The sequence below is a fragment of the Paenibacillus hemerocallicola genome (assembly GCF_006265175.1).
GTDB classification, from domain to species: domain Bacteria; phylum Bacillota; class Bacilli; order Paenibacillales; family NBRC-103111; genus Paenibacillus_AB; species Paenibacillus_AB hemerocallicola.
In genome coordinates, this window is the sequence record NZ_VDCQ01000012.1 from 16,611 (window position 1) to 29,706 (window position 13,096).

The window sequence follows — 13,096 nt, forward strand, 5'->3', positions numbered from 1 at the left end:
TACCCGACTTGTATTCGTCATTACGCTTATGTATAATTAGACACAAGTGACTGGTTCGGGTTATCTTTGGTCTGGGAAATATAAAGATCGTCGTCAAAAAAACCTAGGAGGGTTAGTCTTGTCAAAAAAGAATATAGATAAAGTATCCATTTTCGCTCTGGGCGGCGTGGGCGAAATCGGTAAAAATATGTATGTCGTGCAGTATGCCAACGACATCGTCGTAATCGATTCCGGATTGAAGTTTCCGGAGGAGGACATGCTTGGCATCGATATCGTAATCCCCGATATCACTTATTTAACGGAGAACCGCGATAAAGTCCGAGGGATTTTGATTACGCACGGCCATGAGGATCACATCGGCGGCTTGCCTTACATCCTCAGGACGTTGAACGTTCCCGTCTACGGAACGAAGCTTACGCTCGGCTTGATCGAAGGCAAACTGAAGGAAGCGAATTTGCTTGGTGAAACGAAACGGATCTTGATCAACTCGGATTCGGAAGTGCAGCTGGGCTCGATGAAAGCTACCTTCTTCAAGACGAATCACAGCATTCCCGATTCGGTCGGTGTTTGTCTCGATACGCCGGAAGGGCTCGTCGTTCATACGGGCGACTTCAAATTCGATCAGACCCCTGTCAACGATCAGTATGCGGACTTGCACAAAATGGCCCATCTCGGCAGCCGTGGCGTGCTTGCTTTACTGTCGGACAGTACCAATGCCGAGCGCCCGGGGTATACCGGCTCGGAACGTACGGTAGGCGTCGAGCTGGAGGAAGTATTCCGCAAGGCGAAGCAGCGTGTTGTCGTGGCAACGTTCGCATCGAACGTGCACCGCATTCAGCAGGTTATCAATGCCGCTGAAGCAACCCGCCGCAAAATGACGGTCATCGGACGAAGCATGGTTAATGTCGTAAATATCGCAAGCGAACTCGGCTATTTGCATATACCGGACGGCATGCTGATTGAACCGGAAGAAGTAAATAAGCTTGCAGCCGATCGGGTTGTTATCTTGTCTACCGGCAGCCAGGGCGAGCCGATGTCCGCTTTGACTCGGATGGCTCGCGCCAATCACCGGAAAGTGGACATACTGCCGGGAGATACGGTCGTCATCGCGGCGACTCCGATCCCTGGCAACGAACGGTATGTGGGACGTACGGTCGACGAATTGTTCCGGATCGGCGCCAACGTCATATACGGGCCGGGATCGGTTTCCGGCGTTCACGTGTCCGGGCACGGAAGCCAGGAAGAATTGAAGCTCATGCTGAATATGATGAAGCCGAAATATTTCATTCCGATTCACGGCGAATATCGGATGCTTCGCCAGCACGCATTGCTCGCGGAGTCGGTCGGAATCGATCGGGAAGACATTTTCATCGTGGATATCGGCGATACGGTTGAGATTCAAGGCGGAATTGCACGCAGGGGACCGAGAGTTCCTTGCGGCAACGTACTGATCGATGGACTGGGCGTAGGAGACGTTGGCAACATCGTTCTCCGCGACCGCAAGCTTCTGTCGCAGGACGGCATTCTGGTCGTCGTCGTGACGCTGAGCAAGCAGGATGGCACCATCATGTCCGGACCGGATATCATTTCGAGAGGCTTCGTATACGTTCGCGAATCCGAAGGCCTTCTCGACGAAGCAAACCGGATCGTGAGCAGCACGTTAAACCGGTTGATGACCGAAAATGTAAATGAATGGGCTTCGCTGAAGACCCATGTAAAAGATGCACTCGGACGATTTTTATATGAACAAACCCGAAGAAGACCAATGATTTTGCCGATAATTATGGAAGTGTAACAAGGCAAAGCGCTAGTCACTGAATCCATTGATACCCGAACACGTTTATGCAAAGCTTTCTCGGCCAGACCGGGAAAGCTTTTTTCTTGTGTCCTGACGATTAACACGGCACGGATAGAGCCCAGCTTTTACCATCGGATAAAAATCCCGGCCCCATTCATACTAAGGTAGACAACATGAGGAGGGTTTGTTATGCCTATGAAGCCGAACAATGAAACCGAGCAGCCTGACGTTTCCGAGGACAAGAAAAGAAGTGCCACGGTCGAGGCGATCCAGCAGTTGGGTCAAACGACGACGCCCGCGTCGGAATCGAACATTTACTGCATGACCATCATCGGGCAGGTGGAGGGTCATATCGTGCTGCCTCCGCAAAATAAAACGACCAAATACGAGCATCTGATCCCGCAGCTTGTCGCAGCGGAACAAAACTCCAAGATTGAGGGAATATTGATCATTTTGAATACGGTCGGGGGGGACGTAGAAGCGGGCTTGGCCATTGCCGAGATGATCTCCTCCTTATCCAAACCGAAGGTGACGCTTGTACTCGGCGGGGGACACAGCATCGGAGTGCCGATTGCCGTTTCTTCAGACTATTCCTTCATCGCGGAAACGGCCACGATGACGATCCATCCGATCCGGTTGAACGGCATGGTGATCGGCGTGCCGCAAACGTTCGAATATTTGGACAAAATGCAAGAGCGCGTGCTGCGATTCATAACGAACCATTCCGGTATAACCGAACAGAAGCTGAAAGAGCTGATGTTCAAAACCGGCGAGCTGACGCGGGATATCGGTACGACCGTAATCGGTGCGGACGCGGTAAAGCACGGGCTCATCGACGCCGTAGGCGGCGTAGGGGAGGCGTTGAAGCAGCTTAATGCGCGGATCGAGCAATACCGCAGCATGAAAGGGGCGCTCGTTCAATGATTTTGTATACGCAGGTTCCCATTGAAACCGTACTGGACGGAATGGACAATCCGCCGCCGGCGACTACGGAAATTACGGTGAACGGGGTACTTATGCAGGTGGAGGCGACATCCTCCTATCAGGGTAAAATCGTGCGTTTATTAAGCCCCGATCCGTTTCATTATTTGAATCCGTCTTATGCCCCGGGACAATTGATCGAATTCAAGCCGGGTTGAAGTGCTGCGATCACAAGGTATTGCCTAAGAGGGGACTATTCTCCTCTTTTTTTTGCCTAAAAGCGAACAAGTGTTTTTAATCGAGCCGTTTTTTGGAAAGTATGATATAATAATAACGCTTTAGCCGGAGCAACGCGAAGGCGCAGCTTCATTTAACATGGAACGGGAGGTGTGGGTTATGGCCAAAAGGCGGAAAAAAAGCGGAAGAAACGGATCGATCTCAACACAACTGAAATTCGAGCTTTACGGCATCCTCATCCTCATATTTGCCGTCATCGCTTTGTCTCACGAAGGATCCGTCGCCCGTTCGCTGATGTATTTATTCCGGTTTTTTCTAGGCGTATTCGACTGGGTCATTCCTGTTTTTTTCATATACATAGGTCTGCACGTCATGATACGGCGAGGGTGGCCCTACGGCTGGACGGCTCGCAAATCGGGCTTCCTGCTCATCGTCCTCGGGTTTCTCATCATGAACCATATAACAATGTTTCAGCTGCTCGATCCGAACGGCGAGTTCACGACCGCCTCCTGGATCGTCGGGCAGACGTGGTCCAGTTTGCTGGACGGCTTGAGCCCGCAAAACCAGCAAGTGCTGTCCAATCAGGTCGGAGGAGGCATGATCGGGGCGGTATTGTACGCCTGTCTGTTCTTCCTGTTCGACAACTTGGGGGCGCGCTTGATCGAATATTCGTTTTTCGCGATCGGCTTTCTGCTTGTAACGGGCATGTCCTATGTCGATATGGCAAGCAAGGTGAAGCGCTTGTTCCGCGGAAGCGGCATGAGGATGCGGGATACGCTGTCCCAAATGTTCCAGCTGATGAAAAGCCCGGAGAAGCCGAAGCCGGTTCGTACGCGAAAGGCGACGCAGCCCCAGATTCCGTTGGAAGATGACGATTTTGAGGACGAGCTGGCCGGCCCGGTCGTCTTGAGGGAAAAGAAGAAGCCTGTTTTTTTCCAACTGCTGCAAAAAAAACAAAAGAATGCGCCGAGTACGGAGGAATCCGAAGAGACGGCAATCGAGCAGGTTGTGTATTCCGCGGATGCGCAAAAAGGGCCGGGGCCGGTGCGCGACCGATTCGAGAAGGACGACGAAGACGAAGAGGATACGGAATTTCCGCGTATCCGGGACTTTCAAGAGCATATACCGGATCAGCTTCCCGACGTTGGGATGGAAGAGCCGCCGATGACGCCGGTACCGGCAAATGCTCTCCCGGCGCCGCAAGCGTACCAGCCGCCTTCCAATCAGATGAAGATCAAGCTGCCGGTAGAAGGCGAGGGAGAAATCGATGTTGCGTTCGCGCAACCGCCGGAGCGGCCTCCGGCCAAGCCTTACGTGCTTCCCGCTTTCTCGCTGCTGGCGAAACCGGGCAATTCGGGCAAGAGCGGCGACGGGGTGGATTACAAGACGATTGCCCGCAAACTGGAGACGACGCTGGAGAGCTTCGGCGTGCGTACGAAAGTGCTGGACGTCGTCCGCGGACCGGCGGTTACCCGATACGAAATTCAACCCGATGTCGGTGTCAAAGTAAGCAGAGTCGTGAGCTTGACCGACGATATCGCCCTAGCGCTCGCCGCCAAAGATATCCGGATGGAAGCGCCGATCCCGGGTAAATCGGCGATCGGCATCGAAGTGCCGAATTCCGAGGTTGCCATGGTGACGATGCGGGAAGTCATGGAAAGCTCCGTCTTCCAAGAATCGAACGCCAAGCTGTCGATCGCGTTCGGACGGGACATATCCGGTCAGGCGATCGTAGGCAATTTGGCCAAAATGCCCCATCTGCTTGTCGCCGGGGCGACCGGGTCCGGTAAATCCGTCTGTGTAAACGGGATCATAACGAGCATCCTGTACAAAGCGAAGCCGGATGAAGTTAAATTTCTGATGATCGACCCGAAAATGGTCGAGCTGAATATGTATAACGGTATTCCGCATCTGCTCGCACCCGTCGTCACCGATCCTAGAAGAGCGTCGCTCGCGCTCAAAAAAATCGTCGGCGAAATGGAAAAACGGTATGAGCTGTTTTCCAAATTCGGCACGCGCAACATCGAAGGCTATAACAATATGATCGCCGAGAAGCAGGAAGGCGAGTCGATGCCGTATATCGTGGTCATTTTGGACGAGCTGGCCGACTTGATGATGGTGGCTGCGAGCGACGTGGAAGATTCGATATGCCGTCTGGCCCAAAAAGCCCGTGCCGCCGGTATCCATCTGATTATCGCTACGCAAAGGCCGTCCGTAGACGTCATTACCGGGTTGATCAAAGCGAACATCCCTTCGCGGATCGCCTTCGGCGTTTCTTCCCAAGTCGACTCCCGTACGATTCTCGATATGGTAGGTGCGGAGAAGCTGCTTGGCCGCGGAGATATGCTGTTTTTGCCGGTGGGGGCATCGAAGCCGATCCGGGTGCAAGGCGCTTTTCTGTCCGATCAGGAGGTCGAAGCTGTCGTCAGCTTTTGCAAAAATCAGGAGGAGGCCAATTACCAGGAAGAAATGGTGCCGGAGGTGGAGGAGCAATCCGATGCCGAGAACGAATACGAAGACGAGCTGTACGATCAGGCCGTACAAGTCGTCATCGAGGCGAAGCAGGCTTCCGTATCGTTATTGCAGCGCAGGATGCGGGTCGGTTATGCAAGGGCGGCCCGCCTCATAGATGCCTTGGAAGCGAAAGGCGTTGTCGGGCCATACGAGGGAAGCAAGCCGCGCGAGGTGCTTGTGACGATGGAGCAATATCAGCACAGCCGAATTCCTTCTTGAAAGGTTACTGCGTTCCGTCACTAGACGGAACGCTTTTTTTTGACGATTTTCAAAGCTACTTTACCAAAGTTCACGGATAGTAAAAAAGCATTGCGCGAACGGCATTGTTTCCCAACCTTTTCCGCGAATGGTTTCCGCATGGCCCGGCTCCCCCTTTTTTTGAATAATCCGGCTATCCCTTTGTCATAATAAGGCGTGAATATGGCCCAAATACAGTGCGGAGGATGGTTGATAGCCACATGAACAAACGACTTGTTGTCATAACGATATGCGCCGTCTTATTGCTGATGGCCGCGGTTCAGGTCAAACACAAGTTTTATTCCGAACAAACGTTCGGAAACGCGGAGCTGAAATACGGTACCAAGGGCGGGGACGTCTATGAGCTTCAAGGCAGGTTGAAAATGCTCGGTTTTTACAACGGAGATGTGGACGGCGATTTCGGCTACAGCACGCTGCAGTCTTTGAAAAACTTTCAATACAAGTTCGGTATGAAGGTGGACGGCATCGCGGGCGGCAAAACGAAAGTAAAGCTGTGGGAAGCGACCAAGGAATGGTCGCCTGACCGGACGCCTCGCAAAGGAGCGGCAGCCCCGTCGCCCGCACCTAGTCAAGGTCAAGGGCAAGCGCAGCAAACTCCTCCTGCGTCAGCGGGGCAAAGCGAGCTGTACTCCGGTTCGAATCAGCTCGGATTGTCGAACCAGGATCTCAATCTGATGGCCAATGCCGTGTACGGCGAATCGCGCGGCGAGCCTTATGTGGGACAAATCGCCGTTGCCGCCGTTATTATTAACCGGGTCAAATCGGCCAGCTTCCCGAATACGATATCCGGGGTCATCTTTCAGCCGGGCGCCTTCACCGCGGTCGCGGACGGGCAAATATGGCTGACGCCGAACGATGTGGCCAAAAAAGCGGTGCAGGACGCTTTGAACGGATACGATCCTTCCGGCGGATGCCTGTACTATTTCAATCCCGAAACGGCAACCTCCAAATGGATTTGGACGCGCCCGCAAGTCAAACAAATCGGCAAGCATATTTTCTGCAAGTAATAAACGATAAGAATGGCGAAAGAAGTAACCGGTCAGGTTGCTTCTTCTGTTTCTGGAAGAATATAATGGAAATGAGGTCGATACAATGGCAGTAGAAGCACGTCAACCATTAATCGAGGAGGGGAGCATATTGCCGTTGAACAAGTCCAATTTCGAGCGAGACACGATCGGCAACGTAAGGCTGCACGTCTTGCCTACCGACCAGTTTAAGACGTACGCCATCTCGGTATACATAGGCACTCCTTTGAGGGAATCGACCGTAACGCCGGTAGCCCTTGCGCCATTCGTCCTGCGCAGAGGAACGTCCAAGCTGCCGGAAACGAAGCAATTCCGCGAACGGCAGGACGATTTGTACGGGGCCGGCTTCGGCTTCGACGTATACAAACGGGGAGATTATCAAATCGTCCAGTTCCGCATGGATATGATTCATGACGACTTCGTATCCGATCAAGGCTCCATGCTGGAGCAGGCTTTGCAATTCGTAGGCGAAGCGATTACCGATCCGGTTCGAGAGAATGGCGTGTTCCGGGCCAAATACGTCGAAGCGGAGAAGGAAACGCTGCGCAAGCGCATAGCCGCGATCGTAAACGATAAAATCCGTTACGCCGGGGAACGGTGTATCGAAGAAATGTGCAAAAATGAGCCATTCCGGCTTCATCCGCTCGGGAAAACGGACGATTTGGCCGCCATTACGCCCGAGTCGTTGTATACGTCTTACCAGCAATGGCTGGCCGACTCGCCTATTGACGTATATGTGGCAGGCAATACGACGCTTGCGCAAGTGAAGCCGCTGCTGGAATCCGCCTTCGACTGGAAGCGCTCGGGCTCCGCGGCCTATGATTTGAAGCCGGAGCACCGCGAGGTGGGTCAGGTCAATACGGTCGTCGAACGTTTGGACGTAACGCAAGGAAAGCTTAATATGGGGCTTCGCACCTATGTCACTTATGCGGATGACGATTATCCGGCCATGTTGATGTATAACGGCATTTTGGGCGGATATCCGCATTCCAAGCTGTTTTTGAACGTCAGGGAGAAGGAAAGCCTGGCCTATTACGCTTCGTCGCGTCTGGACGGACATAAGGGAATTTTGACGATACAGTCCGGCATCGAATTCGCCAACTACGAGAAAGCGGTAGACATTATCAAGCAGCAGCTCGGGCAAATGGCCGAAGGGCAAATCAGCGATCTCGAAATGTCGCAGACGCGGGCGATGATCGCGAACCAGCTGCGGGAAAGCCAGGACTCGGCTTTCGAAACGATCTCGCTCGACTTCAACAACCAACTGTCGGGCAAAACCCGTACCGCATCCGAATTGATCGATCAGGTGGAACGGATCGACGTCGACGCGATTCGTCGGGTAGCCGAACGGGTTAAGCTGGATACCGTTTATTTCTTACGAGACCGGAAGGGGGAGTGACGCATGCAAACGATACCGTTTACCCGATTGAAAGAAACGCTTTATTACGAGCAGCTGCCGAACGGACTCAAAGTATACATCCTCCCGAAGCCCGGCTTTCATAAAATATATGCCACCTTCTCCACCAAGTACGGCTCTATCGACAATCATTTCCAGGTGGAAAGCAAGCCGGAGGCGACAGTGCCCGACGGGATTGCCCATTTTTTGGAGCATAAAATGTTCGAGGAGCCGACAGGCGACATTTTCGCTACCTTCGCATCCCAAGGCGCTTCCGCCAACGCGTTTACCAGCTTCGACCGGACCGTATACCTGTTCTCTGCAACGGAGCAGGTGAAGGAAAACTTGACTACGTTGATCAATTTCGTGCAAAATCCGTACTTTACGGAACAGAACGTCGAGAAGGAGAAAGGGATTATCGGCCAGGAAATCAACATGTACCGGGACAATCCGGACTGGCGTTCTTATTTCGGCTTGATCGAGGCATTGTATCGGAAGCATCCGGTGCGCATCGACATAGCGGGTACGGTAGATTCCATCGCGGAAATCACAAAGGATACGTTGTACGAATGCTACCATACGTTTTACCACCCGAGCAATATGAGCCTGTTCGTCGTCGGCGGCGTCGACACGGAGGAAGTGATGCAGCTTGTGCGCGATAACCAAGCGGCCAAAACATTTCCGTCCCAAGGGGAAATCCGCCGCTTTTTCGAACAGGAGCCGGACCAAGTGCATGAGGAGATCAAAGTGACGGAGCTTCCGGTTTCGCTTCCCAAATGTTTGTTCGGCTTTAAAGAGCCGGTCCGGCAAAGCGGAGGAAGCGAAGCGCTCAAGAGGGAGATGACGACCAAGCTCGTGCTCGACGCATTGCTGAGCCCAAGCTCCCGTTTGTATCAGGATATGTACGACGAAGGTCTCATCTCGGACCAATTCGGACACGAATACAACTCGAACTCCAATTATGCGTTCTCGGTAATCGGCGGCGAGACGAAAAGTCCCGATGAGCTGGTGAAGCGGGTCACGGACGGACTGGAACGGGCGAAAAGGAACGGAATCGACGCCGAATCGTTCGAGCGCAGCAAACGGAAAAAGATCGGCGGCTTTATGCGGATGATGAATTCGCCGGAAGCGATGGCGAACGAATTCACCAAATACGAGTTCAAGGATACGAGCCTGTTTGACGTTCTGGACGCATACGAATCCGTCACGCTCGAAGAAGCCAATCGCAGACTGAACGAGCATGCGGATTTTGGCCGGTTCGCCGTATCGATCGTACGGAGCCCGCAAGGATGATCAAATCTTTTGCCGATACGACCGTGCTCGTCACCGGCGCGAGCCGCGGTATCGGCGCCGCCATCGCCCAACGCTTCGCTTCGGTCGGGATGAAGGTCGTTATCCATTACTTGAATTCCCACGAATCGGCAAACGAAACGGCGCGAGCTTGCCTGAATTACGGAGCCCAAGTGTTGACGGTAACGGCGGACGTGCGGTCCAGAGAACAATTGCTGCGCATGAAGGAAAAAATGGAGAAGCACGGGATGATTCCCGACATTGTGGTCAACAACGCGGGAGTCGCCCATTACGGCATGCTGCAGGACGTTTCCGAGCAGGAGTGGGAGCGTGTCATGGACGTCAATCTGAAGGGCATGTTTCTATGCACGCAGCTGTTCATGGATTCGATGGTACGGCAGAAATACGGACGGATCATTAACGTATCCTCCGTATGGGGACTATCCGGAGCGTCCTGCGAAGTCGTCTATTCGACCGCCAAAGGCGGAGTCAACGCCTTCACGAAAGCGCTGGCCAAAGAGCTGGCGCCTTCGGGCGTTACGGTGAACGCGGTCGCTCCCGGAGTAGTCGAAACGTCCATGAACGCCAATTTGAACAGTGCGGAGAAGGAAGCGCTGCAGAACGATATTCCCGCAGGCCGATTCGCCCATCCGGATGAAATCGCTTCGCTCGTTTATTTTATCGCGCTGCCCGAATCGGGCTATATTACAGGGCAGATCATCAGCCCCAACGGCGGCTGGCATACTTGAGAATCAAGCTTGGCATGCTCCTTCCTGAAGTTGGAGACGGTTCCTCCGCATATCGGGTACTCAATCGGCACATCCTACAATTGTTGTTACCCCATACCGACAAGGAGGAACCTCTGATGGCAACTGTACTGAAAAGTTTCGAGCGTTGGAAACAATTTTTGTCCGAGCGTGTGGAGCAAGCTCATAAAGTCGGCATGAGTGACGAAACGATTTCCAAGCTGGCTGCGCAAGTCGGCGAATATTTGGCCGACAAAATCGATCCCGAGAATAATGAAGAACGCGTCCTGAAAGAGCTGTGGGACGTGGCCGACGAGCAAGAAAGACAAACGCTCGCCCGCTGTATGGTGAAGCTCGTAAGCAAAGAATAAATAATCGCGAAGCAAACCGACCGACGAAAACCGTATCCTTTCAGATGCGATTTCTCAAAGCCTCCTCAAGCAGGGGGCTTTTGCGACGTGGAGCAACTTTTTAAGCGAAGCAAGGAGGATAATGGCGAATATTGTAGAATTAATCGTTATCGGGCCAACTACGCGAAAGGTGAGATCAGATGGAAACGAAGCAGTGGTACATGGAATACAAAATACATAAGAATCGTCCGGGGTTGCTCGGTGATATAGCGTCTCTTATGGGCATGCTGGAAATCAATATTTTGACCATCAACGGCGTCGAGGACCGCACGCGCGGCATGCTGCTGCAGACGAACGACGACGAAAAAATAGAATTGATGGGTAAGATGCTGAAAAAAGTGGATAATATTACTGTATCGGCTCTTCGCGCGCCGAGACTTGTCGATATATTGGCCGTCAGGCACGGACGTTACATCGAACGCGATTCCGACGACCGGAAGACGTTCCGATTTACTCGCGACGAATTGGGACTTCTGGTCGATTTTTTGGGCGAGATTTGCAAGATGGAAGGCAATCAGGTGATCGGCCTGCGCGGGATGCCGAGAGTCGGCAAAACCGAATCGATTATCGCCGGAAGCGTATGCGCGCAAAAACGTTGGACGTTCGTGTCCTCCACTTTGCTGAGACAGACGGTGCGGAGCCAAATGTCCGAGGACGAGATGAGTCCGAACAACGTATTTATTATTGACGGGATCGTCTCGACTATGCGTTCCAATGAAAAGCACCATATGCTGCTTCGCGAAATTATGGCTATGCCTTCCACGAAAGTAATCGAGCATCCGGATATTTTCATCCGGGAATCGGAATATACATACGATACGTTTAACGTCATCATCGAGCTTCGCAATTCTCCGGACGAGGAAATAACGTACGAAACGTTTACCAACTTCGACGGCGACAAGTTTTGAACCGCAGCGATCGTTACGCTACGCACACCGGGAGGTGATTGAACAGTGTCGGATTTGGGGCAGGTGTTGAAGAAAGCGCGTCTGGATAAAGGAATATCGATGGATCAGCTGGAGGAAATGACGAAAATTCGGAAACGGTATTTGGAAGCGATCGAAGAAGGCGAATATAAAATATTGCCGGGAAGCTTCTACGTGCGCGCCTTTATAAAAAGCTATTCGGAATCCGTGGGGCTGGATCCGAACGAAGTGCTCGGGCTATACGGAAATGCCATCCCGGCGCCGGCCGTCGAAACCGTGGCGGAGCCGATCCGGAGGCGGAAGCGGAACGATTCGCGCACGACCGAGAAATTGAGCAAATGGGCATCCACCATTTTAATGCTGTCGTTCGTCTTGCTCATACTCGGGGTCCTCTATTATTTTATCGGCAATTCGTACAACGGAGACGCGGGTAATGAAGTCAATCCGAGCGATAAAATAACCGATAAATTGCCGGACCCCGCGAACGCGGCGGGAGGGCAGCCCGGCGAGACGATCGCCGGCAATAAGATCGACGGAGACAAGTCGCAGCAGTCCGGACAATCCGCCGTGCAGCCGCCGGCGATGGTCCCGGTCGTGACGCTCTCCAGAACGGAGAACAACATAGACTACTATGTTGCGACGAACGCGGACAAGCTCAGCGTACAGCTGAAAATACCCGGCGAGGAATGCTGGCTGCGTATCGACAAAATCGTCCCGGCAACCGAAAACCGCAAGCAGGAGCGGCAAGTGATCGAAGAGAAGCTGTACAAAAAAGGCGATGCCCGCGACTGGACTTCCGACTCGAGCGTATATTTGACGGTAGGCTTCCCTCCTGCCGCCGAGTTGATCGTAAACGGCATCCCGATCTCGCTAGGGACCAAAAAAGACGTCAAGCGCATCCAAATCGATTTGCAAAAATCGGTTTAGAGCCCGATTCCGGATTCATGGACAGCAACGGGGCATCTGCGACTTCCGCGGATGTCTTTTTTTCGATCAAAACGATTGCTATAATAAGAGAGGGAAAATATAGGAGGGCGGGATAACCAATGAGTTCGGAAAGTTCGTTCGATATCGTATCCGCGATCGATATGCAGGAATTGAATAACGCCATCCAGCAGGCGGAGAAGGAAATCGGCAGCCGCTTCGATTTCAAAGGCTCGAAAAGCAGCATGACGCTGGAAAAAAACGAGCTTGTCATCGTGTCCGATGACGAATTCATGCTGAAAAACGTCATTGATGTGCTGCATTCGAAAATGTCCAAGCGGGGCATCGCGCTGAAAAATTTGGATTACGGAAAAATCGAACCGGCCGCCTCGTCGACGGTACGCCAGCGCATCGGACTGAAGCAGGGAATCGATCAGGATAACGCCAAAAAAATTAACGTGCTCATCCGCGATTCGAAGCTGAAAATCAAAAGCCAAATTCAAGGAGATCAAATTCGCGTGACCGGCAAAAGCAAGGACGACCTGCAGCAGGCGATTCACCTGCTCAGGCAAGCGAATATTCCTCTCGAGCTGCAGTTCGTCAATTTCCGTTAAACGGGTTTGCGGCGAGGGCGGGATTTTCGCATTTTTG

12 protein-coding genes are annotated in these 13,096 nt (G+C 52.7%); all 12 read left to right on the forward strand.

Going from position 1 to position 13,096, the window contains the following annotated elements; genetic code table 11:
* Nucleotides 1–118 precede the first annotated feature (118 nt).
* The 12 genes from FE784_RS10825 (at nt 119) to FE784_RS10880 (ending at nt 13,059) form a co-directional block, all read left to right on the forward strand.
* Nucleotides 119–1,795 carry a ribonuclease J gene (locus FE784_RS10825; protein ID WP_139602220.1) on the forward strand — a complete coding sequence of 559 codons (1,677 nt, stop codon included), beginning with the start codon at nt 119–121 and terminating at the stop codon, nt 1,793–1,795.
* A gap of 198 nt (nt 1,796–1,993) precedes the next feature.
* A complete protein-coding gene (locus FE784_RS10830) occupies nt 1,994–2,722 on the forward strand; it encodes a ClpP family protease (RefSeq protein WP_425465539.1) in 729 nt (242 codons plus the stop codon).
* Nucleotides 2,719–2,937 carry a YlzJ-like family protein gene (locus FE784_RS10835; RefSeq protein ID WP_139602222.1) on the forward strand — a complete coding sequence of 73 codons (219 nt, stop codon included), beginning with the start codon at nt 2,719–2,721 and terminating at the stop codon, nt 2,935–2,937. Before FE784_RS10830 ends, FE784_RS10835 begins: the two co-directional genes overlap by 4 nt.
* A gap of 178 nt (nt 2,938–3,115) precedes the next feature.
* On the forward strand, nt 3,116–5,689 hold the full coding sequence (locus FE784_RS10840) for an FtsK/SpoIIIE family DNA translocase (protein WP_139602223.1): 2,574 nt from the start codon (nt 3,116–3,118) through the stop codon (nt 5,687–5,689).
* 239 nt (nt 5,690–5,928) lie between these two features.
* Nucleotides 5,929–6,735 carry a spore cortex-lytic enzyme gene (gene sleB, locus FE784_RS10845; RefSeq protein ID WP_139602224.1) on the forward strand — a complete coding sequence of 269 codons (807 nt, stop codon included), beginning with the start codon at nt 5,929–5,931 and terminating at the stop codon, nt 6,733–6,735.
* Between the two features lie 136 nt (nt 6,736–6,871).
* The gene (gene yfmF, locus FE784_RS10850; RefSeq protein WP_139602346.1) at nt 6,872–8,152 is read left to right on the forward strand and encodes an EF-P 5-aminopentanol modification-associated protein YfmF; all 1,281 of its coding nucleotides are present in this window, start codon (nt 6,872–6,874) and stop codon (nt 8,150–8,152) included.
* Between the two features lie 3 nt (nt 8,153–8,155).
* A complete protein-coding gene (gene yfmH, locus FE784_RS10855) occupies nt 8,156–9,442 on the forward strand; it encodes an EF-P 5-aminopentanol modification-associated protein YfmH (RefSeq protein ID WP_139602225.1) in 1,287 nt (428 codons plus the stop codon).
* Nucleotides 9,439–10,188: an elongation factor P 5-aminopentanone reductase gene (gene ymfI, locus FE784_RS10860; protein WP_139602226.1), complete on the forward strand. Its 750-nt coding sequence runs from the start codon at nt 9,439–9,441 to the stop codon at nt 10,186–10,188. The genes yfmH and ymfI overlap by 4 nt, the downstream gene beginning before the upstream one ends.
* A 116-nt stretch (nt 10,189–10,304) precedes the next feature.
* Complete coding sequence (locus tag FE784_RS10865) at nt 10,305–10,556, forward strand: DUF3243 domain-containing protein (RefSeq protein WP_139602227.1); 252 nt, start codon at nt 10,305–10,307, stop codon at nt 10,554–10,556.
* Nucleotides 10,557–10,735: 179 nt separating this feature from the next.
* On the forward strand, nt 10,736–11,503 hold the full coding sequence (locus FE784_RS10870) for a DUF3388 domain-containing protein (RefSeq protein WP_139602228.1): 768 nt from the start codon (nt 10,736–10,738) through the stop codon (nt 11,501–11,503).
* 45 nt (nt 11,504–11,548) lie between these two features.
* Nucleotides 11,549–12,448, forward strand: a complete 900-nt coding sequence (locus tag FE784_RS10875; RefSeq protein ID WP_246131981.1) for a helix-turn-helix domain-containing protein — start codon at nt 11,549–11,551, stop codon at nt 12,446–12,448.
* Between the two features lie 119 nt (nt 12,449–12,567).
* Complete coding sequence (locus tag FE784_RS10880; protein WP_139602229.1) at nt 12,568–13,059, forward strand: YajQ family cyclic di-GMP-binding protein; 492 nt, start codon at nt 12,568–12,570, stop codon at nt 13,057–13,059.
* Nucleotides 13,060–13,096 lie beyond the last annotated feature (37 nt).

What these genes read in the sequence shown, in the direction of transcription:
- FE784_RS10830 (WP_425465539.1), top strand. Translation starts at nt 1,994, where the DNA reads ATGAAGCCGAACAATGAAACCGAGCAGCCTGACGTTTCCGAGGACAAG.
- FE784_RS10835 (WP_139602222.1), top strand. Translation starts at nt 2,719, where the DNA reads ATGATTTTGTATACGCAGGTTCCCATTGAAACCGTACTGGACGGAATG.
- FE784_RS10840 (WP_139602223.1), top strand. Translation starts at nt 3,116, where the DNA reads ATGGCCAAAAGGCGGAAAAAAAGCGGAAGAAACGGATCGATCTCAACA.
- sleB (WP_139602224.1), top strand. Translation starts at nt 5,929, where the DNA reads ATGAACAAACGACTTGTTGTCATAACGATATGCGCCGTCTTATTGCTG.
- yfmH (WP_139602225.1), top strand. Translation starts at nt 8,156, where the DNA reads ATGCAAACGATACCGTTTACCCGATTGAAAGAAACGCTTTATTACGAG.
- ymfI (WP_139602226.1), top strand. Translation starts at nt 9,439, where the DNA reads ATGATCAAATCTTTTGCCGATACGACCGTGCTCGTCACCGGCGCGAGC.
- FE784_RS10865 (WP_139602227.1), top strand. Translation starts at nt 10,305, where the DNA reads ATGGCAACTGTACTGAAAAGTTTCGAGCGTTGGAAACAATTTTTGTCC.
- FE784_RS10870 (WP_139602228.1), top strand. Translation starts at nt 10,736, where the DNA reads ATGGAAACGAAGCAGTGGTACATGGAATACAAAATACATAAGAATCGT.
- FE784_RS10880 (WP_139602229.1), top strand. Translation starts at nt 12,568, where the DNA reads ATGAGTTCGGAAAGTTCGTTCGATATCGTATCCGCGATCGATATGCAG.